At 39.3% G+C, this 22,899-nt stretch carries 26 protein-coding genes; 9 read left to right on the top strand and 17 right to left on the bottom strand.

Going from position 1 to position 22,899, the window contains the following annotated elements; genetic code table 11:
- Positions 1 to 14: 14 nt before the first annotated feature.
- The 4 genes from OD917_RS05265 to OD917_RS05250 all read right to left on the bottom strand — a co-directional run bounded on the left by OD917_RS05265 (position 15) and on the right by OD917_RS05250 (position 2,594).
- Positions 15 to 965 carry an FAD:protein FMN transferase gene (locus OD917_RS05265; RefSeq protein ID WP_263522507.1) on the bottom strand — a complete coding sequence of 317 codons (951 nt, stop codon included), beginning with the start codon at positions 963 to 965 and terminating at the stop codon, positions 15 to 17.
- Positions 949 to 1,386 (bottom strand): thioredoxin family protein, encoded by a 438-nt coding sequence (locus tag OD917_RS05260; protein WP_263522506.1) that lies wholly within the window; start codon positions 1,384 to 1,386, stop codon positions 949 to 951. The genes OD917_RS05265 and OD917_RS05260 overlap by 17 nt, the downstream gene beginning before the upstream one ends.
- A 113-nt stretch (positions 1,387 to 1,499) precedes the next feature.
- Positions 1,500 to 2,189: a VIT family protein gene (locus OD917_RS05255; RefSeq protein WP_263522504.1), complete on the bottom strand. Its 690-nt coding sequence runs from the start codon at positions 2,187 to 2,189 to the stop codon at positions 1,500 to 1,502.
- Between the two features lie 3 nt (positions 2,190 to 2,192).
- Positions 2,193 to 2,594: a hypothetical protein gene (locus OD917_RS05250; protein ID WP_263522503.1), complete on the bottom strand. Its 402-nt coding sequence runs from the start codon at positions 2,592 to 2,594 to the stop codon at positions 2,193 to 2,195.
- Positions 2,595 to 3,008: 414 nt separating this feature from the next.
- Between OD917_RS05250 and OD917_RS05245 the strand changes: the two genes are divergently transcribed.
- Genes OD917_RS05245 through OD917_RS05235 form a run of 3 tightly spaced genes read left to right on the top strand, consistent with a single transcriptional unit; the run spans position 3,009 to position 5,150 of the window.
- The gene (locus OD917_RS05245; protein ID WP_263522502.1) at positions 3,009 to 3,668 is read left to right on the top strand and encodes a BON domain-containing protein; all 660 of its coding nucleotides are present in this window, start codon (positions 3,009 to 3,011) and stop codon (positions 3,666 to 3,668) included.
- Between the two features lie 24 nt (positions 3,669 to 3,692).
- Positions 3,693 to 4,364 (top strand): BON domain-containing protein, encoded by a 672-nt coding sequence (locus OD917_RS05240; RefSeq protein WP_263522501.1) that lies wholly within the window; start codon positions 3,693 to 3,695, stop codon positions 4,362 to 4,364.
- 57 nt (positions 4,365 to 4,421) lie between these two features.
- Entirely contained in the window at positions 4,422 to 5,150 is a 729-nt protein-coding gene (locus tag OD917_RS05235) for a TIGR00730 family Rossman fold protein (protein WP_263522500.1), read from the top strand.
- A 19-nt stretch (positions 5,151 to 5,169) separates the two neighbouring features.
- On the opposite strand, the gene OD917_RS05230 is transcribed toward OD917_RS05235, so the two are convergent.
- Positions 5,170 to 5,808 carry a hypothetical protein gene (locus OD917_RS05230; protein WP_263522499.1) on the bottom strand — a complete coding sequence of 213 codons (639 nt, stop codon included), beginning with the start codon at positions 5,806 to 5,808 and terminating at the stop codon, positions 5,170 to 5,172.
- A 258-nt stretch (positions 5,809 to 6,066) separates the two neighbouring features.
- Between OD917_RS05230 and OD917_RS05225 the strand changes: the two genes are divergently transcribed.
- Complete coding sequence (locus OD917_RS05225) at positions 6,067 to 6,507, top strand: hypothetical protein (RefSeq protein ID WP_263522498.1); 441 nt, start codon at positions 6,067 to 6,069, stop codon at positions 6,505 to 6,507.
- A 94-nt stretch (positions 6,508 to 6,601) separates the two neighbouring features.
- Here the strand turns inward: OD917_RS05225 and OD917_RS05220 are convergent, their stop codons facing one another.
- The 5 genes from OD917_RS05220 to OD917_RS05200 all read right to left on the bottom strand — a co-directional run bounded on the left by OD917_RS05220 (position 6,602) and on the right by OD917_RS05200 (position 9,609).
- Positions 6,602 to 7,435: a universal stress protein gene (locus tag OD917_RS05220; RefSeq protein WP_263522496.1), complete on the bottom strand. Its 834-nt coding sequence runs from the start codon at positions 7,433 to 7,435 to the stop codon at positions 6,602 to 6,604.
- A gap of 51 nt (positions 7,436 to 7,486) precedes the next feature.
- Positions 7,487 to 7,978, bottom strand: coding sequence for a hypothetical protein (locus OD917_RS05215; protein ID WP_263522495.1), 492 nt, complete (start codon positions 7,976 to 7,978; stop codon positions 7,487 to 7,489).
- 51 nt (positions 7,979 to 8,029) lie between these two features.
- Positions 8,030 to 8,191 (bottom strand): hypothetical protein, encoded by a 162-nt coding sequence (locus tag OD917_RS05210; protein ID WP_263522494.1) that lies wholly within the window; start codon positions 8,189 to 8,191, stop codon positions 8,030 to 8,032.
- 185 nt (positions 8,192 to 8,376) lie between these two features.
- Positions 8,377 to 9,045 carry a BON domain-containing protein gene (locus OD917_RS05205; RefSeq protein WP_263522493.1) on the bottom strand — a complete coding sequence of 223 codons (669 nt, stop codon included), beginning with the start codon at positions 9,043 to 9,045 and terminating at the stop codon, positions 8,377 to 8,379.
- A 51-nt stretch (positions 9,046 to 9,096) separates the two neighbouring features.
- The gene (locus OD917_RS05200) at positions 9,097 to 9,609 is read right to left on the bottom strand and encodes a hypothetical protein (RefSeq protein WP_263522492.1); all 513 of its coding nucleotides are present in this window, start codon (positions 9,607 to 9,609) and stop codon (positions 9,097 to 9,099) included.
- Between the two features lie 287 nt (positions 9,610 to 9,896).
- Between OD917_RS05200 and OD917_RS05195 the strand changes: the two genes are divergently transcribed.
- Both OD917_RS05195 and OD917_RS05190 read left to right on the top strand, forming a co-directional pair.
- Positions 9,897 to 10,334 carry an OsmC family protein gene (locus tag OD917_RS05195; RefSeq protein WP_263522491.1) on the top strand — a complete coding sequence of 146 codons (438 nt, stop codon included), beginning with the start codon at positions 9,897 to 9,899 and terminating at the stop codon, positions 10,332 to 10,334.
- A 78-nt stretch (positions 10,335 to 10,412) separates the two neighbouring features.
- A complete protein-coding gene (locus tag OD917_RS05190; RefSeq protein WP_263522490.1) occupies positions 10,413 to 12,923 on the top strand; it encodes a cation-translocating P-type ATPase in 2,511 nt (836 codons plus the stop codon).
- Here OD917_RS05190 and OD917_RS05185 read toward each other — a convergent pair.
- The 6 genes from OD917_RS05185 to ppsA all read right to left on the bottom strand — a co-directional run bounded on the left by OD917_RS05185 (position 12,920) and on the right by ppsA (position 20,514).
- A complete protein-coding gene (locus OD917_RS05185; protein WP_263522489.1) occupies positions 12,920 to 14,275 on the bottom strand; it encodes an MBL fold metallo-hydrolase RNA specificity domain-containing protein in 1,356 nt (451 codons plus the stop codon). The genes OD917_RS05190 and OD917_RS05185 overlap by 4 nt on opposite strands.
- Before the next feature lies 1 nt (position 14,276).
- Positions 14,277 to 15,107 carry an ATP cone domain-containing protein gene (locus OD917_RS05180; protein WP_263522488.1) on the bottom strand — a complete coding sequence of 277 codons (831 nt, stop codon included), beginning with the start codon at positions 15,105 to 15,107 and terminating at the stop codon, positions 14,277 to 14,279.
- 70 nt (positions 15,108 to 15,177) lie between these two features.
- Entirely contained in the window at positions 15,178 to 15,630 is a 453-nt protein-coding gene (locus tag OD917_RS05175) for an Hsp20/alpha crystallin family protein (protein WP_263522487.1), read from the bottom strand.
- Between the two features lie 116 nt (positions 15,631 to 15,746).
- Positions 15,747 to 16,796 (bottom strand): response regulator, encoded by a 1,050-nt coding sequence (locus tag OD917_RS05170; protein ID WP_263522485.1) that lies wholly within the window; start codon positions 16,794 to 16,796, stop codon positions 15,747 to 15,749.
- Positions 16,793 to 17,980, bottom strand: a complete 1,188-nt coding sequence (locus OD917_RS05165) for a PAS domain-containing sensor histidine kinase (protein ID WP_263522484.1) — start codon at positions 17,978 to 17,980, stop codon at positions 16,793 to 16,795. The genes OD917_RS05170 and OD917_RS05165 overlap by 4 nt, the downstream gene beginning before the upstream one ends.
- A 125-nt stretch (positions 17,981 to 18,105) precedes the next feature.
- Positions 18,106 to 20,514, bottom strand: coding sequence for a phosphoenolpyruvate synthase (gene ppsA, locus OD917_RS05160; protein ID WP_263522483.1), 2,409 nt, complete (start codon positions 20,512 to 20,514; stop codon positions 18,106 to 18,108).
- A gap of 233 nt (positions 20,515 to 20,747) precedes the next feature.
- Here ppsA and OD917_RS05155 point away from each other — a divergent pair, with 233 nt between their 5' ends.
- The 3 genes from OD917_RS05155 to OD917_RS05145 all read left to right on the top strand — a co-directional run bounded on the left by OD917_RS05155 (position 20,748) and on the right by OD917_RS05145 (position 22,163).
- Entirely contained in the window at positions 20,748 to 20,957 is a 210-nt protein-coding gene (locus tag OD917_RS05155; RefSeq protein ID WP_263522481.1) for a hypothetical protein, read from the top strand.
- A gap of 67 nt (positions 20,958 to 21,024) precedes the next feature.
- The gene (locus OD917_RS05150; protein WP_263522479.1) at positions 21,025 to 21,465 is read left to right on the top strand and encodes a hypothetical protein; all 441 of its coding nucleotides are present in this window, start codon (positions 21,025 to 21,027) and stop codon (positions 21,463 to 21,465) included.
- A 263-nt stretch (positions 21,466 to 21,728) separates the two neighbouring features.
- Positions 21,729 to 22,163: a hypothetical protein gene (locus OD917_RS05145; protein WP_263522477.1), complete on the top strand. Its 435-nt coding sequence runs from the start codon at positions 21,729 to 21,731 to the stop codon at positions 22,161 to 22,163.
- Positions 22,164 to 22,394: 231 nt separating this feature from the next.
- Here the strand turns inward: OD917_RS05145 and OD917_RS05140 are convergent.
- Positions 22,395 to 22,899, bottom strand: a 505-nt coding sequence (locus tag OD917_RS05140) for a ferrochelatase (protein WP_263522476.1), incomplete at its 5' end; no start/stop codon positions are given.

The raw sequence follows: 22,899 nt of genomic DNA, 5'->3' as shown, positions 1-22,899 counted from the left end.
CTGATGTGGCTTTTTCATTTTAGGCGTATGTTTTTGGATGTGTAAATTTTATTGTTGTCATCAATTATTATGCAGTATAAATCAGGTATCTGATCTATTAAAAACAAGCCGGCTTTGATGCCCATAACAGCTATCGGGGTGGCCATTGCATCTGCAAACTCTGCATTTGAAGCTATGATGGTCACGCTTTTGATTCCAGTTATCGGAAGCCCGGTTTTTGGGTCAATAGTATGGGAATATTTTTTGCCTCCAATGGTGATGAACTTTTCATAATTTCCCGAAGTCGCCACGGCTCTATTGGATATCTCCATATAGGAAAAAGCAGCATTTGGAGAGTCTGGATCCGCCACTCCGATGGTCCATTTCCTGCCGTCGGGCTGCAGTCCCCAGGCAGAAAGATCCCCGCTGGCATTAATGATGCCGCTCTGGACATTGTGTTTAAGCAGGACCTGTTTGGCCATTTCAGCGGCATATCCTTTTCCGATGCCGCCAAAACCAATCCTCATTCCTTTTTCCTTCAGAAATACAGTTGTATTTTCCCTGTCAAGTATAATATTGCGGTAATCGATAAGGTGCACCATCTTTAAAGCTGCAGCCGCATCAGGCAATTTAGCCATGGACTTGTCAAAATTCCAAAGGCTTTTGTCTATGCTTCCATAAGAGATGTCAAATGCCCCTTGCGTAATTCTCGAAATCCCGATGCTTCTGTCAATTAGATTAAAAACTTCCAAATCTACTTTGACAGGTTTGATTCCAGCGCTATCATTGATCAGATTGGTCTGGCTGTCTTCTCTGTAGGTGGTCAGGAGTTTTTCAATGCGCCTGATTTCTTCAATGGCCAGATTAATATATTCATTTCCTGTTTTTTCATTCACGGCAACAACTGTTATAGTGAAGCTGTTCCCCATGAGTTTCAGGGATTTTGAATATTTCTGTTTATCTGGTATGTTATTTTCGGCTGTCACAGATCGCTTTTATTTCGGCAGTCCATTGTTCAGGAGTAGTTTCTGGTTTTCCATGCCAGGTTTTGATTACTTTGCCATCAGCATCCAAAAGAAGCGTTAAAGGAAAACTTCCTTCTTTATTATAAATTTCTGCTAAATCTTCGTTTCGTTTAACCTGCTCAGGAGTTCCGATGTTTTTCTTTTTTCTCGGAAAATCAGCATTAACCAGCACTAGGTTTTCATTGGCCATGGCAGTGAAAACCTCACTTTCAAAATAGTCTCTGCGTGTTACTATACATGGGCCGCACCAGTCTGAGCCGGAGAAGTTCAATAGAATCAATTCGTGTTTTTCCTTTGCAATTTTTTTAGCATTATTAAAATCAGGTTCCCAGTTTATGGTTATTGCTGCTGTCAATAAAAGGAACAGGGTAATCAGCTTCATTTCAGAGTTTAGTTTTTAGATATTTACGAAATAACGGATTGTTAGCTGTCTTATTTTTTTTTATTGCTTAAGATTGGATTAATTTTTTAATTAGCTAAAAGGCACATTCTATCTTATGAGGTTTGAACACCAAAAATATAACCTGCCAATGCCGACATTGCCATTGCAAAAGTCCCCCAGATACAAATACGAAGAACTGCGGTAAATATTTTTGATCCTCCTGCCTTCGCGGCTAAAAAGCCGGAAAATGCAAGGAATACAATTGAAAACCCATATTGATAAAAGACCATTTGCCTTATAGGAGCGAAAATGGCTACCAAGAGCGGCAATAATCCTCCAGCTGTAAAGGATATTGCTGATGCAAAGGCTGCCATAAGCGGATTGGCCTGCGTGATTTCATTAATGCCGAGTTCATCTCTGGCATGGGCTTCAAGTGGATCATGAGCTGTTAATTCGACGGCAACCTGTCTGGCCAGCTCTTTATTTAATCCTCTTTTAATATAAATATCCGTTAGTTCCTGCAGTTCTTCTTCCGGCAGGTTTTCAAGCGCCATTTTTTCTCTTTTTAAATCTGCCGTCTCAATATCAGATTGCGAACTTACAGATACGTATTCACCAGCGGCCATTGAAAGTGCACCGGCAACCAGCCCTGCCAGTGATGCCAGCAAAATTGGTTCTCTGGAAACACTGGCGGCAGCCACGCCGATTGCTAAGCTGGTAGTGGATAAAATCCCGTCATTAGCTCCAAGGACCGCTGCCCTTAACCAGCCGCTTCTATTGATGAAATGGTTTTCTATGTGCATTTTTTATTTGAATAACAGTTTAACCCAGTCACGCTTTTCAGCAATTTTTTCGGTCCCTCCAAAATTTGTTTTCATTAATTCCCTAATTTGAAATTTTGTTTTATTCTTGGTGCTTTTTTTCCAATCATTGAAATCATAAATATGAATCTGCATTGCATTTGGATTTGTTATAAAGGAAATCCGTGACATTAAGTCTTTGTATTTTATTACCTCATTAAAAATACTGCGGCTCGGAACCACTATCAGTATATTTTCCCAATTCAGATAGTCCTTGCTAATATCATTTCTCTTGTCTAATGCCAGAGATTCAAAAAAAGCTGCTATTTTTTGATTATTTAGCAGGTCAATTTTTTTATCAATGCTTTTAAGTTTGTCTTCTAAGAGCTCTTTATCAATGACATTCATTTCAATAGTTTTTCCAAATAAAATTAACTCAAAATACCTTCCGTTTTAGAGCAATTGCCTTAGAATGATTCTAAATTTTTATTTTCATTTTTTTTGCTTAACATTCAATTACAGGATGTTAGTGATTAGAATTTCGATTTCTTAAATGATTCTTTAGCTGAGTTTCTGCTTTTATAATTCGTTACGCTGCTATTTGGCTAAAACTTAGAATTTCCAAAAAAATTAAAGAACCGCGTTAACTTTTTGCGGAAAAAAAAATAGCAGCTCCAATAATGATTCAGGTCATTTTTAAGACTGATGCACATCATTTTTTTTTCCGTATCCTTTAATCAATTTTGTTTTATCGCAAAAAGGATGTTTGCTGTAGAGGTTCGATCTGCAGCACTGAATTAATTTTTTAAACTAAAAAGCGCCATGAAAAAGAATAATGATATTTTAAGAAAAGAAGTAAAAGATGCCCTAAAATGGGAGCCTATTTTACATAGCACTGAAATTGATGTGCATGTCAGTGAAGGTGCAGTTGATCTGGGAGGGACTGTAGATACCTATGCGCAGAAAAAGGAGGCGGAACATGTTGTTAAAAAAATTGCCGGGGTTAGGGATGTGGTTAATAATGTAAAAGTTGATTTGTTTACATCAGGTATTAGAAGTGACAAGGAGATAGCAGATTTAGTCATTAAAACCCTGAAGGAAAACTGGGCAGTCCCAAACCATAGATTAACAATTACAGTAAAAGACGGCTGGGTTACTCTTAAAGGAATTCTACACTGGAATTTCCAGAGAAAGGCAGCTGATGAAGCAATCCGCTATCTTAATGGAGTGAGGGGCGTTATTGATGAGATCAAAATAGAAGCTGAGATCAAAAATGAAATTGAGAAAGAAATTGTTGAAAAGGCACTGCGCCACAGCTGGCTCTTGGATGTCGATAATATCAAAGTCAGAGTAGATGGAAAAACAATCTTTTTGAGCGGAATTGTCGATTCGCTTTTCGAAAAAGAAGAAGCAGAGCGGATAGCCTGGAATACACCCGGAGTCTGCTTTGTGGATAATGAGCTTTTAGTGGAGTTTAACTGAAATGGATAATAAAAATATAAAGTTATGAAAAACAATGAAGCATTACAGCAGGAAATACAGGAGGCAATGAAGTTCGAACCAATGCTTCATGCCGCCGAAATTGGTGTCACTGTCAAAGAAGGGATTGTTACCCTTAACGGGACTGTAGATAACCTGATAAAGAAAACCGAGGCATTGCATGCCGCAAAAAAAATCAAAGGAGTCGCAGCTATCGTAGATGAAATTGAAGTGAAGCTTGACAAGTCTCTGGTTGTTTCCGATCAGGATATTGCAGCAAAAATTGTAAAAAAGCTGAAAGAAAATCTGGTTGTCCCACAAAATACAATTAGCCTTACCGTCGAAAATGGAAATGTAACAGCGGAAGGAATTGTGCCTTGGAACTTTCAAAGGGAGACTGCTCTGGACATTATCAAGAACCAATCAGGAGTAAGAGATGTTAGAAATAATATAAAACTAAAAAGGGAACTTTATGATCAGGCTGAAAAGGAAATACTGGAAAAAGCGCTTCGCAGACACTGGGCTTTTGATATGGATGAAATAGACATTCAGGTTGCCGGGGCAACCGTTCAGCTTTCCGGTACGGTGGGTTCCATTTTTCAAAAGGAGGAAGCTGAAAGGATTGCTTATAAGACTCCTGGCGTAATAAAAGTTGTAAATCATTTGAAAGTAGATCTGGAACAGCCCTATTTATGCTAAAATCGAAAAGACTGCAGCAAGACAGTCAAATAATCTTCAGAATTTAAATTAAAGATTATGATCAATCAGAATGAAAAGGCGGAAATTAAGTTTTTGGAAGGCCCTCAGTCAAGATTTGCAGAGCTGAAATTTATCGTTTCAACTTTGCTGGAACTGGCAAGATGTTTTGGCAAGCTTCGTTCAATTGGCCCCTGCATCACTTTTTTCGGGTCTGCGCGTTTTAGTGAAGGCCATCCTTATTACGAATTTACCAGACAGACGGCTGGCGAGTATGCCAAGCTTGGATTTACCATTATGACCGGCGGCGGTCCGGGTTTAATGGAAGCCGCAAACCGCGGAGCCAGAGAATCTGGAGGGAAATCCGTTGGCTGCAATATTAAGCTTCCAATTGATCAGAGCCCCAATTCTTACCTTGATAAATGGGTGGAGGCAAAGCATTTTTTTGTGCGCAAGATACTTTTGGTCAAGTATTCCTTTGCCTTTATTGTAATGCCCGGAGGCATTGGGACTTTGGATGAATTTTTTGAATCCCTTACACTGATCCAAACAGGCAAGATCAGAAATTTTCCGATCATCATATTCAATACCCAGTACCATAAGCAGCTCATTGAGCATATCAATTCATTGAAAGAAAAAGGAACTATAAATGAAGCTGACTTAAAGCTTTTTATTGTAACGGACGATATTGAGCAGGTAAGACTTTTTATTATTGAGCATAGCATCAAACGCTATGGACTCAAGCCAAAATTTCAGTTTAATAGCAAGGAAGGTTTCAGTAGGCTATAACTTTGGTATATCAAAAAAATTATTTCTTCAGATTTTTGACCATTTTTTTTGCAAGCATATCCTGTATTATCAGTCTCCCATATTGATGTGCAAGACTTGAAATACTTGAAGGGTTAAAGGATTCTGTACGAACAGAATAGACCAGATTTTGATCAGGCATACTATATAAATTGCTTTCCCAAAAGTATGATGTATCATTTATATAATAGCCTTCCTTATAAATTTTACTGTAAATAGCTGCATAATATGGATAGAAACGACTGTAACTGTATTGATCTGCAATGCCATACATAGTGGCAGGGACATGATATTTTTCTTTGTCATGGCTAAGCAGGACAATAGTCAATACCGCATCTGCACCAGCCTGCTGCAGTTTTTTTAAGATCAGTTTTTCATCCTGGATATTGGAAGCGCTTAAATCGGAAAGATCAGTAGAGCACACCGCATTATAGCCCAGATTGCATAAATCATCAGCCAAATGGTTTTCCATTTTTTTCTGCAGCGCATAATCCGATTCTTTTGCCAATGCTGCCACTATAATTTTTCCTTTTTCAATATTTATCTCCTGTGGCGATGCATAAGAGCTGATGATCCTGCTGCTTGAACAGTGAATCAATATAAGGGAGCAAAATGCAGTAATGTATGGAGCTTTTTTCATTAGGATGGCAATTAAAATGCAAAGTAAAGTTATCGATATTTCGAAAAATGAAATATGACCTTCGTCATTTTAAACAAGATTTTACTTTTTAAAAATATGCTTTAAATCTGTCTAAAAAGGGCTTTTGATATTGTTTATTAGCCTACAGCGTTATATAGCATTGCCAGCGGATGTTTAGCCCTCGATGGAACTAGGCCAACATTTTGAAAAAGTAATAAATGAATAAAAAATAAAGCCAACATTTTAAATCAATAAAGCATGAAAACAAAATGGAGCATAATGGGACTGGCAGCGGCACTGGTGTATTGCTGTCAGGAGAAAATAGATGTAAATTCTGCCGAAGGTGAAATCAGTGAGGATTCGATTCAGGCTGCAAATATTGAACAGCAGACCCTCAGAAAATGGTTTTCCTTCAACAGAGAAGCCGACAGCTTAATTGCAGCGGCAGAAACGGCTATTGAATTTGAGGCTGATCACCATGAGATGATTGGGAAGACTAAGAATAATGTTTTAAATGCTAACTACCATCTGCGAGAATTCAAGAAGAAAGTTAAGTATATAAAAGACTATGCGGGCAATACGGATCATTTTGACCAAGGCGTAAGTCATACATTAGATTCTTTAAGGGTCGATTATCTGCAGGAAAAAATAAAACTTGAAGCAGCCCTGTGCGAATTTAATACTTATCAAGTGCCGTAAAATTTGACAACGGCCAGCTTCAACCGCTTAAAATACAGACATAATTAATTTCAAAAAAGAAAAGCAGACCATCAATACTAATGGCCTGCCTTTTTTATTCTTTTCTGTAAACCAGCATTGGTGTCCTGGTATCAAATCCTTTTTCTGCTGTTTTAACAGATTGCAGGAGCTGTTCAAACCAAGTGCGGTCTTCTTTTGCAAACATAGCTACTATAGATGGTTTGGTGCTTATAATATCAATTTGAAGACTCCTAAATAAAGATTTATCTGGAGAAAGTTTTTTAAAATTAAAACTGATTTTATCGCTCTGAAATTTGTGCTCAATTGCATGCAGTTTATTTTTGATCTGCTGTTCATTGGTAAAATAGTCATAGTGATATACTGAGATTCCGGCGTCAAATAATGCTCCAAACTTCTTAATCAGATTAATCTCATGAGAAAAATTTTCCACGTCAGAAGGGTAGAGGATCGATTTTAAAGGTTTGACACGGTAATGTCGGGGGACTACAAAAATGGGAACCGGAGATTCACTTAAAATTCGTGATGCATGGCTGCCCAGCAGTTTATTGATCAATCCGCCTCCACGGGTTCCGATACAGATGTAATCCGCTTTAACTTTTACAGCGCATTCTATTACTGCGCGGCTTATATCAAGCCTATTTTCGACGATAAAGTTTATTTTTCCGGGAATTTTTCCGGTTTGTCTATAGAGCGTGTTTACAAATTTCACAAGTTCTTTCTGCTGTATTTTAGTGTCGGCCACAGGTATATCAACAAAGGCTGCCCCTGCAAACGGATCTATTATATATGCGGAATCCACATGGTAAAAAAACAGTTCGCAAGGAGTCTGAGATGCAAGCTGTATAGCAAAACGCAAGGCTGTCTTTGAATTAATGGACAGGTCTGTTGTCACTAGTATTTTTTTCATAATTATAAAATTTAAGATAAGAAAGTAAGTAAGGTGCCAAAAGACAGGTGATTAGTCTACTGTGTTTTGGGAATGAAAATTCATTTCGTTTACGTAGATTTCGTTCTTTTTCCATTCTCTGGCATTGATAGCTGCGGTATCAATATCTGTTGTCCAGTCAAAGGCAGGAAATAATTTAGTGCGGTTTACGATGCGTTTTTTATATCCAAATGAAAAACGATCGCCTCTCATTTGGAATTCTACAGTTTTATGAGGGTTATTTATGTTCTGATACAAAATATTTTGTGTTTTCCAATCTCCGGCCCATGTGAGGAACGCGTTAATGAAACACGAAAATCCAACAAAAAGTGCGGTAATAAGTCTTGATTTTAAACTTTTTAGTTTACCTAAAAACTGGGCTATTATAAAAACCAAAGAAAGGGCAGAGGCATAAAGAATAATAAAATGCACAATAGAATTGTTGATGTATAGCGCAGTATAGCGGTTTAGTAGTATCAAAGCGCTCGTGCTTAGGAAAATAGTATAAATTATGGCTTTTTTCATGCAGTTAATTATTTTAATTTATAATAAGCAGCTCCACTAATTAATTTTTTATTATAAATCATGAACTTCTGATTCCTCTTCATTAGGAAATAAGGGTTTGTTTAAATCTTCTTCGTATTTCTTTTTGTCTTTTGCGTTTTGGATGAATACAAAAATCAGGACTGCTAATACTATTAATCCTGAGAAGGTTAAAATAATCCAGCTTGGTTCCATGTTATTAAAAATTTATTATTTCGCAGATATGATTCAATGCAATATTGCAGTTATCAAAATTTGCAGAGCCAAAAAAAACTGCTGCTAATTGAGATTGCTTTTTATCGATTTTCTTTTAAATCAGATTTTCCAGAATTGTGCAGCAGTACGTAAGCTGTTATAATTCCAATTAGATTTATCTCTGACTAGAGAGCAGTTGCATATTTGTGCTCCACAACCAGCTGGTTGTCAACTGACCAGACACCAGGTGTTTTCCACGCAGTCTTTTCGGCGAGGTCTTTTTGGTACAATGAAGAAACGGCGCCAGTCAAAATAACTTTTGTGCCTTCTACACGAACCAGGATTTCTTGGGAATGAAGTGTCCAGTTGCTTTTTAAAGCTCTTTCAACATCTTTTTTCTCAATATGTTCCTGTATTTCGGATTTGATTTTGATCTGATTATTAATTCCTTTGACTCCCGGCAGATAGGCAATTGCTTTTTCGGCGGCTTCTTTTTGATAATTCCAGGTGAGATGTCCTTCAAGAGTGATCCATCCGTCTTCCACTTTTACCTTTAATTTTTCATTTGGAACTGACCAGCAGTCAATTAAAGCTTTAATTACCTCCTTAGCGATATCGCTATCCGATTTCTGGCTGTTGGAATATCTCACATTAATTTCTTCAACAATTGCTTTTACACCGTCTACATTTTTAGCGGCATTTTCCGCTTCGATTTTCTTGAAATAAGCATCGACTGTTCCCATAAGGGTTACTATGCCGTCTTTTGCTGTTACACCAATTTGCGCAGCATGAAGCTGCGGTTCCCATTTGATGGCGTTCTGCACATCTCTCTGCAATTCTTCATTTGTTTTCATTTTATTCCTATTTTAGCCAGTTAATTAATAAAGTTCCTTGATCTGTTTTAATCAGTTTTCCAGCAGTACCTGATTTTCTTTCTCAGAAAGCGAGTTTTCTTTGGGAATGTGTACGTGCAGGACGGCCTGCATTTTTTCGATTTCTGCGGCAGGTTCCTCGGCGCAGAGCATAAATTTGTGAGCCCTGATTTCAGTTTTGTACTCAATGGTCTTCTCTTTTGAAAATGAGATGGCAATCAGCGGAATTGCAGCCGATATAAGTACTGCGATGCAGGCATAGATGATTGGCATCTTAACATACGGTAGGCTTGCTCCCAGATTAAAGAAGAACAGAGTGCCAAATATGATGGAAGTCAGCCCGACTGCAAAGAGCCCTATGGAGCTCCATTTTTCCATCTGGTCATAAATACTATAATATCCCATGACATTCTGCTCGGTATAGCAGTCTGTTCCAATCAGTGATAGTTTTGTAATATCGTAACCGCGCTTTTTAAGCTTTATTATGGCGTCCTCAGCCTGCTGCTGGGTTTCAAAATGAGCTACAAATAATTTATGATTTTTCATGATTGTGCTTTTTGAGGATTATTTTTTTTCAGAAGATAAAATTTAGAGTTTCTTTCAATTAGTATTATCTGGTAAAATTGCTTTAAAACTTAGAAAAAAGAAATGATATTAATCATTGTTAAAAATGATCTTAATCAGGTTGAATTTTTAGAAGAACTATTGTAATGTGATGATTGTCATGTAGTTTTTGCTGGAATATAGCTAATTTAGTAGCATAATTATATTCCATAAAATAATCTAATCTATTAAAATACGGTTGAGTTAATTAAATCATCTTAAAAGCTGCTATGGAAACTTTAGAGGAATATCAAGTAGATCTTCACTGGAAAGAGGATCAAAATGCAGTAGCAAGTTCACTGCTTTTCGACGATAAAATTCAAATAGCGAAAAACTGGTGCCTGAGCCATTCTAAAAATGACAAATGGACGGCAGAGCATCTCTTCATTGCATCTATTTTAAGTTCATACATGACAGCATATTTAAGAACTGCTAAAAATAAAGGGATTGATTGTAAAAGTTTCAAAAGCACCGGCCGGGCATCTTTTACTATTTCCGATGAAGTTTCAGAAATAACAGATATCCTTATAAAGCCGACGGTCGAAATCATTAAAAGCAGCCAGATCAATAGAGCATTAAAAATTTTCTTATTGTGCAAAGATAAAAGTCTGGTGGTAAATACTTTAAAGATCAGAATACATATATTTCCTTCTGTAGTTTTAGTATAGAATCAGATTTGAATTAGTCTATGGTCTAAAGGATATTTTGCAAGCGTTTTTGTGCGAATCTTAATTTTAATAATTAGTATGGATTTAAAAGAAGAGGAAAAAGAAGAGGAATTAGAAGGATTGAGCTCCGAAGAAGTTGCTGAGAGCAGAAAAAAGTATGGTCTGAACAAACTTGATTATAAAAAACAGAATAACATTTATTTATTTTTGAAAAATATTTTTTCAGAACCAATGATCCTTTTACTGCTTGTGGCCTCTGGAATCTATTACACCAATCAGCAGTATAGTGATGCCATTTTTCTTTCGGTTTCCATTTTGCTTATTGCAGGAATATCGATTTATCAGGATAAAAGAAGCCGAAATGCTTTGGCAAAACTCCAGGAATTTACGCAGCCCGCATATGAAGTTGTTCGAGAAGGCAAGCATCAAAGGATACCTGTGAAGGATATTGTGCTTGGGGATGTAATTATTATTGAAGAAGGAAGCTTAGTTCCGGCTGACGGCAATATAATGCGATCAAATGATTTTTCTGTAGATGAGTCCATATTAACAGGTGAGTCTCTGGCTGTTTTCAAAAGCTCGGAAACAGAAGATAATAAAGTATTTTCAGGAACTATAGTTGCCAGCGGACTGGCATTTGTCAGAGTAACAAATATCGGTCTCCAAACCAGATTAGGCAGAATAGGATCAAGCATCGAAACTATAAAAGAGGAGAAAACACCTCTTGAAATGCAGATTGGCAGTTTTGTAAAAAAAATGGTTTTTGCGGGAGCCATTGTATTTATTTTGGTATGGATGCTCAATTATTCAAAAATAGGCAGTTTAGAGAAAAGCCTATTGATGTCGCTTACTTTGGCGATGAGCATACTGCCTGAGGAAATTCCAGTAGCTTTTACAGCTTTTATGGCGTTGGGAGCGCAAAGAATGATGAAAAAAGGTATAGTAGTCAAACAGATGAAAACTGTTGAAACCCTTGGAAGTGCGACAGTTATCTGTACAGACAAAACAGGGACAATCACCCAGAATAAAATGGAGCTTGCAGCATTATATCTTCCTTCAGGATTAGAGATAGCTGCTGCGGCTTTTTCTGAAACAGAAGCCTCGCGCAGCCTGATAAGAAATGCAATGTGGGCAAGCGAACCCATTGCATTTGACCCGATGGAGGCCGCACTTCATAATGCCTATAAAAAAAGTACGGATCAAGATTGGCGAGCAGATTTTAAAATGGTGCATGAATACCCTTTGTCGGGCACCCCGCCAATGATGACGCATGTTTTTGAAAATAGTTCAGGCACCCGGATCATTGCGGCAAAAGGTGCGCCTGAAGCGATTTTGGAAGTCTGCGGCCTTTCATCTCCGGAATATAAAAGAATTATCGCAGCGCTTGATAAACTGACCCTAAAGGGCTACAGAGTGCTTGGTGTCGCCAAGGGCGATCTGCAGGGATCTCATTATCCGGCAAAGCAGCAGGAAATTTCATTTGCCTTCAAAGGTTTGATTGCTTTTTACGATCCTCCAAAAGATAATATCCGGGAAGTGCTTAAATCCTTTTATGATGCAGGCATAGAAGTCAAGATCATTACCGGCGATAATGCTGGCACCACAGCATCAATTGCGAAGGAGATCGAATTTAGGGGTTATGAAAAATCCATTACTGGTAAAGAACTTATGGAAATGACCGATTCAGAGCTGCAAAGCAGCGTTATGGATATCAATGTTTTCAGCCGGATGTTTCCAGATGCCAAATTGCGGATTGTCAATGCTTTGAAAGCAAACGGGCAGATTGTTGCAATGACAGGAGACGGCGTTAATGACGGACCGTCGCTTAAAGCGGCGCATATTGGGATTGCTATGGGGAAAAAAGGCACAGCTATAGCAAAAGAAGCTGCTTCTCTAATACTTGCTGAGGACGACCTTTCAAAAATGGCAGAAGCTGTAGCCATGGGACGAAAAATCTATGTCAATCTAAAAAAAGCGATACGCTATATTATATCAATACACATACCTATTATACTGATTGTTTTTGTTCCGCTTGCTCTAGGATGGGTCTGTCCTAATATCTTAAATCCTATACATGTTATTCTGCTTGAACTTGTTATGGGGCCGACCTGTTCCATTTTGTATGAAAACGAACCAGCTGAAGATAACATTATGCAGGAGAAGCCACGCCCGCCGAGAACAACTTTTTTTAATGGCAAAGAGATTATGGCCAGTTTTATTCAAGGAATGATGATAACTGTGGGAGCATTGTTAATCTATCAATTTTCTGTAAGAATGAATTTAGGGGAAAACGGTACCAGAAGCATGGTTTTTTTGGTTTTAATTGCGGCTAATATCCTGCTCACTCTTGTCAACAGATCTTTTCAATATCCATTGTTTACAACACTGAAGTATAAAAACCCGCTGGTGCCTGTCATAATAGGTATAACCATACTGCTAGTCGTAATGCTTTTTGCTATACCATTTTTGCGGTCTCTTTTTGATTTTGAATGCATCTCATTTTTTCATACAGCTGTCTGCCTGGTTATAGGAGCATTGTCCGTATTGTGGATTGAGGCAGTTAAATATCTTAAAAATGGACTGCTTTAAATCTCTATCTCACTGCCCATTAAAGGGACTCTGCAATCATATCCATATTGTTTTTTAATTTTTGTGCGCAGTTCATCTGCGGGCTGGTTTTCGCCATGAACCAGATAAATGCACTTGGGAGGGCTTTTTAGATCCGACAGCCAGCTGGCAAGGCCTTTTTGGTCCGCATGAGCCGACAGGCCTTCTACCTGTACGATTTTAGCTTTGACCGAATAATAATTTCCATATATTTTGATTTCATCCGCTCCATCCAGGAGCTTTCTTCCGCGAGTGCCTTCGGCCTGATAGCCGACGATTATAACAGTATTTTTCTCAATGCCCAAATAATGTTCAAAGTAGGACAATACACGCCCGCCTGTAGCCATACCGCTTGCAGCTAAAACGACTTTTGGTGATGGATCCTCAATTATGCGCATAGTCTGCTCAAATTCAGAAACTATCCTGAACATGCCGCACATCTGATGGCAGTCATCGGCGGAGAGCTTGTGCCATTTTAGGTTTTCTAAAAAAATATTCAATACGCTTGCGCCCATTGGAGTATCCAGTATATAGGGCACATTTGGAATACGGCCTTCTTTTTTAAGCTCCCACAAGAGATACATTATGGACTGGGCCCGTTCTACTGCAAATCCAGGAATGATAACGGTTCCTTTTTGTTTTATGGTTTCATTGATGAATTTTTCCAGTTCCGTCTTTGGGTCAAGATTCGGATGAATGCGGTTGCCATAGGTGCTTTCCAGAAAGAGATAATCCCCTTGAGCGGGTTTTTGCGGAGCATACATCAAAACATCATCATCGCGGCCAATATCGCCGGAGAAGACCAATGTTCTGCCTTCCAAGTTTACGCTTATGCTGCAGGCGCCAATGATATGTCCGGCATTGGAAAAAACAGCATCTATTTCATTGGCTATAACTATGGATTCATTGGTATGGATGACTTTAAAGAGCGGAAAAACTGACTCTGCCTGCTGCAAGGTGTAGAGCGGTTCTGCGGGATTATGTTTTGAATAATGCTCCCTGTTGGCCCTTTCAGCTTCTTCCTGCTGTATTTTGGCACTGTCAAGAAGTACAAGCTCAGCAACAGCCTTAGTGGGAGCGGTGCAATAGATTTTCCCTTTAAATCCTTGATCAATAAGCCGTGGCAGCCAGCCGCAATGATCCAGATGCCCATGGGTGAGAAGCACGGTGTCGATCGTAGAAGCAGAAACGGGCAGCGGTTCCCAGTTGAGTTCACGAAGCGCTTTGAGGCCCTGAAAAAGGCCGCAGTCCACCAAAATTCTTGTGCCATTGCTTTCTATTAGGGTTTTTGAACCTGTAACGGTTCCGGCACCTCCTATAAATTTTATTTTCATTTTAAATAAAGTTACAGATTTGTGAAGCCTCTTTTAATACATTCCTGATTCTGTTCTCACTCAGACCGATTTTTGAAAGACTCTTAGAATCAGTTACAATATCTTTGACTAATAACAGGTTTAAAATCAGCAGTTTTTCTTTTTCAACCAGCGAGAGGGTCGTCAGGCAGGTTATCGGATAAAGCATTCCTTTGTCAATTTTGTTTTTAATTCCGTTGTCCTTGGGGAAATCCCAGCTCAAAAGGCTGATTCCTGAGCAGAGTGCAAAAGTTTCGGCATCTTTTGTAAAACGGTTATTGGTTACCAGCAGGCAGCAGGCAAAAGTTTCCCTGCCCGAGAAGATAGTATGCTGGAGTGCTTTAAGATCATTAAATCGTGAGAGAATATACATTGGAACCTTCACATCGGAGGCGCTTTCCCTGCTGCTGTGGAATTTGCATTCAGCCATCCAGACGGTATTGTTTTTTTTAAGTGCAATATCCACTTCATGCGTCACGCACTTGCCTTGAAGCGTCAGGTTTGTTTTGGCATCATAGCCTTCTGCCTGATATAATCTTGAAATGAATTTTTCAAAGAAAAAGCCATCGGGGCCAAGAAGCTGAAGCGCATGACGAAGGTTGTAGCGTGCCGCATGGCCGTTTGAGGCTTTTTTTAAGATTGCAAAAGCCAGTTTGTATATTTCTTTTGTACTTATGCCCTCATACAGCTGATTTTCGATACTCTGTAAAGTCTGTTCTATAAGTTCTGGGCTGGCGCCGGATTTTTGAAGCGAACGCTTTAATTTTTGTCTGTCGAATGGAACAACGTGTCCTGAGTGCTTAATAACTTTCATAACAGGCGGTTTGGTTCTCAACTGGATTGATGCAAAATCGGGATGGTGTATGTAACATCCCGATTCATAGTTAGTTAATTGCAATGTGCTGCACCGGTTTTACGGGACTGCTTTTCTTTTTAGGAAGGGTCAGTTTTAAGACCCCGTTATTATATTTAGCATCGATTTTATCTTCTGCTATATTTTCAGGCAGTACAAAAGAGCGGCTGAATGAGGTGAAGGAAAACTCTTTTTTTCTGAAATTTTTATCTTCCTGCTCTGATTCCTCTTCTTTTTGGGCGCTAATGTTCAAAACGCCATTTTTTATTTCAGCCTTAAAGTCTTTGCTTGCAAGACCCGGCGCTGCGATTTCAATTTCAAAATCAGCATTGTTTTCAATGATATTAGCCTGAGGCAGCGATGACCCATTTTGATTTGCAAAGGCAAAAAAAGATGGAATATCAAGAAAATGATCGGTAAAAAAATCTTCAAAAATGCCAAGACCATTGCTGTTTTTCTTCTTTGTTGGAACAAGTGTTGTCATTGTGTAAAAAATTTAAGTTAAACATTCTGAAATGAATTACTCAAAAATACAACGTATTGGCGGTTTGAAGAATGAGAGTAATCACTGCATTACGTGATCTCGATCATATTTGAAATTCAGTTTTTGATTTTGCTGAGTTTTTCCAGATTAAGAATGCGGATTGCCCCTGAAGTTTTTTCAATTAATCCCTCTTCCTTAAAATCGCTTAATGTTCGGCTTACCGTTTCAGGAGAGGTGCCTGAAAATGCGGCGAGATCATCGCGGCTGAATTTGATGGTGGAGCCGTCACTGCTATGCTGCAGCAATAATTGGACGATTGCTTGGGCAATTCTTTTTCTGACCGACATATAGGCAATCTGCAATAGGCGGGATTCCTTGTCCTTCATATCATTGGAAAGGATCTTGATAAATTTAGCCCCTACAGCCGGATAGAGAAAAAGCAGCTTGTCGAGCTGTTCAATAGGAAGGAAGCTGAGTTCTGTTTCCTCCAGAGCGATAGTGGTATCTTTATAAGTATCTTTTGAAAATAATACACTGATGTCCAGATAATCATTTTCTTTATAAATGCCGGTAATAAGCTCACGGCCTTCTTCCGTAAGCTTCACTGTTTTGACTTTTCCGCTTATGATGTAGTATATGCCTGTAACACGATCACCTTCATAATGGATATACTGGTTTTTTTTATACTTTCTGGAACTCCTTTCAAGCATAATTTCCTTAAGTTTCGCGAGTCCGTCTTCTTTTGAAATTATTGTATCAAGGTTCTCAGGGGTCTGTCCGTAAAATAGCTGTTGCGCCTCCTTCTTTTTGAGCCTGGCTTCTATAGCTTTCAGAAGTTCCAGGTCATCAAATGGTTTGCTCAGATAGTCGTCAACGCCCAGTTCCATGCCTTTTCTAAGATCGGCCCTTTCTGCTTTAGCGGTTAAAAAGATGATAGGAATGACCTGTGTCTGCGGATTTTTATGCAGAATGTGCACTACGCCGTAACCATCAAGTTCAGGCATCATAATGTCACACAATACAATATCAGGAATTATTCTAAGGGCCAATTCAACCCCTTTTTTCCCATTTTCAGCGGAAAAAGCCTTATAGCCTGAAAGTTCCAGTATTTCGACAACATTTTCTCTGATATTGTCATTATCTTCGATAATAAGCACTTTATTCATAAACACGGCAGTTCAATGGTAAACAAGGTTCCTTTATCAACGGCGCTTTTAAAAGATATGGAGCCGTTCATAATTTTTACATAACGTGAAACTATATGGAGTCCCAGACCGGTGCCCGGAATATTTCCTGTATTATGGGCTCTGAAAAAGGCTTCAAACAAATGCTCCTGGTCTTCCTGTGGTATCCCGATGCCGTTATCTTTGATATTGAGAGCTATCTTATTACTGTCAAGGGTGGTCCAGATTTCAATTTCAGTTTCCTCGCCTGAATATTTTATGGCATTGGAGACCAGATTGATGATGCAGTTTTTAAGAAGGTTTTTATCTAGTTTTACCAGTGTAATTTCGTTATTTGGCCTGCTGATTATTTTCTGTTTTTTTTTGGTGAGCAGCTTCAGCTCTCCCAATAATTCCTTAATAAAGACCTGAAGATCAAAACACGAAACCTGCAGTGTTATTTTATTGGCTTCCGCTTTTTCAAGAAGAAGAAAATCATCCAGTATAACGGTCAGATTGGCTACGGCGCTTTTTATTTTCAGCAGATGAGCGTCAATCTTGGGGCTGTTCAATCCTTCGGCATAGCGCTGCATCAAGGAGGAAGAAAGCTGGATGGTGCTCAGCGGGGTCCTGAATTCGTGGGAGGCCATTGATAAAAGCCTGCTCTTTATCTGATGAAGTTCTTTTTCTTTTTCCAGAGTAGTACTTACTTCCTCTTTGGCATTTGTGAGAGCCTCGATGGTCTCATTTAATATGATAGTGCGGTCTTTAACCAGCTCTTCCAGATGCTGTGTATATTGCATCAGCCGGTTTTCTGCTTCTTTCTGATGGCTTAGATCGTGTATAAAACCTGCAAAAATTCTTGTATCCTCAAATTTGACTTCACTCACACCAAGGCGGAAAGGAAATATATTGCCGTCTTTTTTTCGTCCCAGCACATCCCTTCCATGACCAATAATATGAGGAATTCCAGAAGATTTGTAGCTTTCAAGATAGGAATCATGCTTCTCACGGTCGGGTGAAGGCATCAGAATGGAAATGTTTTTTCCGATGACATCCTGGGGGTCATATAAAAAAAGCCGGCATGCTGACGGATTTATCGACTCTACAATACCTTTGTCATTAATTGTAATGATCCCGTCTATTGCATTTTCAATTATAGCATTTAAAAGCGCCTGGTTTTTCATCTGCCATTGGAATTATACAGTAACAAATATCGTTAAATGTTTTTGATAATCAATGGTCTGGCCTATTAAAATAATCATCTGAAGGTGTTTTTTGTTTCTTTTAAAACCGGCTGCCTGACTGCCCGTTAAGGCTTTTGTCTGCTGCCTCGACAGTTTTGCTTACAGCTTTCATTTATATGTCTTATGCCATCAATTAGGGCATCGGGATTAAAAGAAATGCTGCTGATGCCTTCTTTTACCAGAAACTCCGTAAAAGCAGGGGAGTCGCTGGGAGCCTGGCCGCATAACCCGATTTTCTTATTTTTTTTGACTGCGGTTTTGATCATCTTTCGGATGAATTTTTTGCTGGCGGGATTCTGCTCGTCAAAAAGATCGGCAGTGAGGGTAGAGTCTCGGTCAATGCCCAGTGTGAGCTGGGTGAGGTCGTTGGATCCAATAGAGAAACCGTCAAAAATATCAGCAAATTTTCCGGCGAGCAGCACATTTGAGGGGATTTCTGCCATCACATATATTTCAAGGCCGTTTTCTGCCTGTTTTAGACCGTAATCACCCATAATGGAGAGGACTTTCTCTCCTTCCTGGGGAGTGCGGCAGAATGGGATCATCAGCTTTACATTGGTAAGCCCCATTTCATCCCGTACTGTTTTGAGTGCACGGCATTCAAGCTCAAATCCTTCTCGGTAATTTTCATGATAGTAGCGTGAGGCTCCCCTGAAGCCCAGCATGGGGTTCTCTTCGACAGGCTCAAAAGCTGTTCCGCCCAAAAGCCCTGCATATTCGTTGGTTTTGAAATCGCTCATTCTTACGATGACTTCTTTAGGATAAAAAGCGGCTGCAATTACCGCGATGCCCTGGGAGAGCTTGTCGACCATGTACTGCTTTTTGTCGGAATAGTTCATGGTGAGCATCTCGATCTCTGATTTTTGCTTGTGATCCGTAATTTTTTCGGGATGTATCAGGGCCATAGGATGAATTTTGACCTTATGGGTGATAATGAATTCCATGCGCAGCAGCCCGACACCGTGGCTGGGATACATTGCAAGTTCGAATGCCCTTTCTGGTTCAGAGACTATAAGCTGGGCTTTAGGTTTTATGGGAAGCGGAAGGTTGTCGAGAACTGTGCTTGTGCGTATAAATTGCGCCTTATCCTTATATACATAGCCTGTTTTGCCTTCAGCGCAGCTCAGGGTAATAAGATCTCCACTCTTAATAAGCTCGGTAGCATTTGATGTGCCGACTATCGCAGGTGTCCCCAGTTCTCTAGCTACAATGGAGGCGTGGCTTGTTCTTCCTCCTTTGTTGGTAATGATTCCGGCCGCTTTTTTAAGGACAGGATCCCAGTCAGGACTTGTATAATCAGTTACCAGAATCTCTCCTTTTTGGATCAGTCCCAAATCTGCGACAGAATATAATATCCTTGCAATGCCGGTGATTACTGCCTGTCCGATTGCTTGGCCGCTTGTTATAGCTTTCTCTTTGTTTAGTAATTTATACGATGTCACCGATAATGGTCTGGCTATGGAGTGCACCGTTTCCGGTCTTGCCTGAATGATGTAGAGTTCACCGCTGAGCCCGTCTTTGGCCCATTCAAAATCCATGGGTTTTTGATAGTAATCTTCAATGATGACAGCCCATCTTGCCAGATTTTCTATTTCTGGGTCTTCCAAAACAAAGCTTCCGCTATATTTTCTGGGGGTTATTTTTAGAATTGTTGAATTGGTGCCTGAGGCATTATCATTATAGGCAAGCAATCTGCTTTTGCTGCCAAGATTTTTCTGCAGAATTGCCTTCCTGCCTTTTTTAAGAGAAGTTTTAAATATAATAAATTCATCTGGAGTAACAGTGCCCTGCACAATTGTCTCTCCGAGTCCCCATGTTCCGGCAATGTGCACCACATCACGAAATCCTGATTCAGGTTCAAGGGTAAAACCGATGCCGGAACAGCCAAGGTCGGAGCGTACCATCTGCTGTATGCCTACAGAAAGGAATACGCTGTTGTGATCAAAACCTTTATCTTGCCTGTATTTAATGGCTCTGTCTGTATAAAGTGAAGCAAAGCAGCATTTCACTGCATAAATCAAGGGAACGCTGCCTTTTATATTGAGATAAGAATCATGCTGTCCTGCAAAGCTGGCAGCAGATAGGTCCTCTGCCGTTGCGCTGCTTCTTACCGCTACGGCAAAGTCTCTTTCCTTATTATCTGATAGGGAATTATAGCCTGCCGTTATGCTGGTTTCTAAAGCAAGAGGAAATCTGCCCTCTAGGATCAGCTTTCGAGCTTTGGATCCAATTTCGGTTAAATTAGTAAATTCAGATACATCTAATTTGGCCAGCAATTCCTGCAAGGGAGCTCTCAGCTTGTTGTATTCTATGAAGTATTTATATGCCATAGTGGTAATGGCAAACCCATTTGGAATTCGAATTCCTTTGGAGGCGAGGTTATTGTACATTTCGCCCAAAGAGGCATTTTTTCCCCCAACTTTATTGATGTCATCAATTCCTATTTCGTTAAATTTTAAGATGAGCTTTTCCATTTTTTGTTAAATCAGATTGCAATTTATGCGGATTATGATAAAATAAAGGTAGAGCAGCGCAGTCCGGTTTAAAATGATGATTGTCACAGCCCTGCTTATATTTTGAGAGGAGATATTTTGCTTTTGTGATCAAGGTCATTTTTCAGCGGCCAATTATGCATTAAATTAGCCAGATTGGATATTGCCAAACGGGGCAATGGGAGATGCCATTTTATTACGATAATAGTAGTGCCATGAAAACAAATGAATCATCAGAAAAAAGCGTGTCAGTTTTTGAGACAATACGCAGGTATGGCAAAACCGGCAATGAGTTTCGGAGTTCAAATGAACTTGCAGGCCTTCTAGACCATACAGATTTTAAATCATTTTCGCCAGCCATTGAAAAAAGCTTCAAGAGAAAGAATTGGGCATCAGGAAAAAGCGCTAAAGCGGAAAAGTTCTGATTTGAAAACCCTTTATCTGCTGGCTGGCAATTCAGTACAGCGGTGAAAGCCAAATAAAAAATAAATTATGAAAACTAAGATAGCATTGCTTGCCCTAAGTACATTTCTACTGTATTGCTGCCAGAAAAAGGATTGGACAGATTCAAACGTAAATGATAGCGATTCCAATTCACTGCAAATTTCAAACATAGAGGGCAAGACACTAAAAAAGTGGCGTCTGCTGAGCAGGAAATCAGACAGCATAATAAATTCGGCGCAGCTGATGATCCAGCAGCAGAGCGATATCGTGGAATCCTGTCCGCAGGACGAACGGGAATACATGAATAGCAATATTTTGGAAGCGCAGCGGCATCTTGACCATTTTAAGAATAAAGTAAAATATATTAAAGCGTATGCTTCTCATATCCAAGAGTATGATCCTGCTTTAGAGCACACACTTGACTCATTGGAACAAGACTGCATACAGGAGAAATCTATGCTTGAAAATGCATTAAGCAGGCTAAGATAATGCTGGGCGGTTTTATATTTTGATATTATAAATGGCTGTATCGGCGGACTAGGTATAATAGACCCGATATGGAATGATTCCAAATTTCATTCTTATGATTTTTTTTTTGCGCAATTCATGTTAATTTAGCATTGCATGTTTAGCAGCTAATAAGTATGATTGCTGCTGCAGCAGCACATCTCTCTATTCTTGATTGCCATTAGCCTATTTTGAATTGAAATTATAGCAAAAAGAAATCAGCATTTTAATTGGAATCCTAACCTATGTATACACTAAATACACAGCTTGCCAATTTTAAATACAATCACGATTTTAAAAAGATGATTGTGAATGTTACATGGTACAGGCTGGAAAGCTTTAATGATGCAGGTATCAGCGCATTTTCGTTTAGCAAAGAAGAGCTGAATCTGCTGCAGTCCTTTATAGATAAAAACCCGATGAATTTTCCCGGATTGCAATTTGTTAAAGAAACGCCAGGAGAAGGGTTTAATACGCCCGCGATTAATGGATTGTCAAAATCGCCACTGCCAATTTTCCTAATTTTATCCAAACAATCTGTTTTAAGGCCAGATGATGAAGTTTGCCAGAGCATGATGATTGTTTTAACTGATAAAAATTATGAAATGCAGATCGATTATAATTTGGATATTGATGTTGTAGGCAGAATTGAAATCTACAGGGAGGTTCGGCTGCAATAGCCGCACCACTGCCAGATGCCGATTCGATACTGCCGCAATCATTTATTTGAGGGCTTCTTTCTTTTTTAAGCATTATGCAGTCTGGTCTTTGGATTAGAGAGATGGGGACTGACTGGGTAGGCTTCTAATTTTAAAGCATATGATAAAAAGGGAAAAATATCTAAAAGCCCAATATTGCTGTTGCTTAAATTCTTATGGCAGATGCCTGTTCTGATATCCCTTTGCGATTATCTATTTTGCCCAATCATTAATCCAGCCCGCTACAGTCTCACACCATTCATCGCCATCATTCAGACAAGGAATTGCCAGGAATTCTTCTCCTCCATTTGCCTGAAAATCTTCTTTGGCACGCATTGCGATTTCTTCCAGAGTCTCCAAACAGTCTGAAACGAAAGCTGGCGTTACAACTGCCAATCTCTTGATTCCATTGGCCGGCATGCTGTCAATTTCGACATCGGTATAAGGTTCCAGCCATTTGTCTCCCGCCAGTCGCGATTGAAATGTCAGACTGTATTTATCTTCGGAAAGACCTAATAATTTAACGACTTGTCTTGTAGTTTCATAACATTGGTGGCGATAGCAGAATTCGTGCGCAGGTGACGCTGTGCTGCAGCAGGAGCCGTCAATTTTACAGTGGGATTTAGTCACATCAGCTTTGCGGATATGGCGCTCCGGAATTCCGTGGTATGAAAACAATAGATGATCATATTCAAAACCGGCTAAATGTTTTTGGATT

Source organism: Flavobacterium sp. SH_e (assembly GCF_025717045.1).
Lineage (GTDB): Bacteria > Bacteroidota > Bacteroidia > Flavobacteriales > Flavobacteriaceae > Flavobacterium.
Note: the sequence above shows the minus strand (reverse complement) of the source record. Positions and strands in the feature narration are given on the sequence as shown.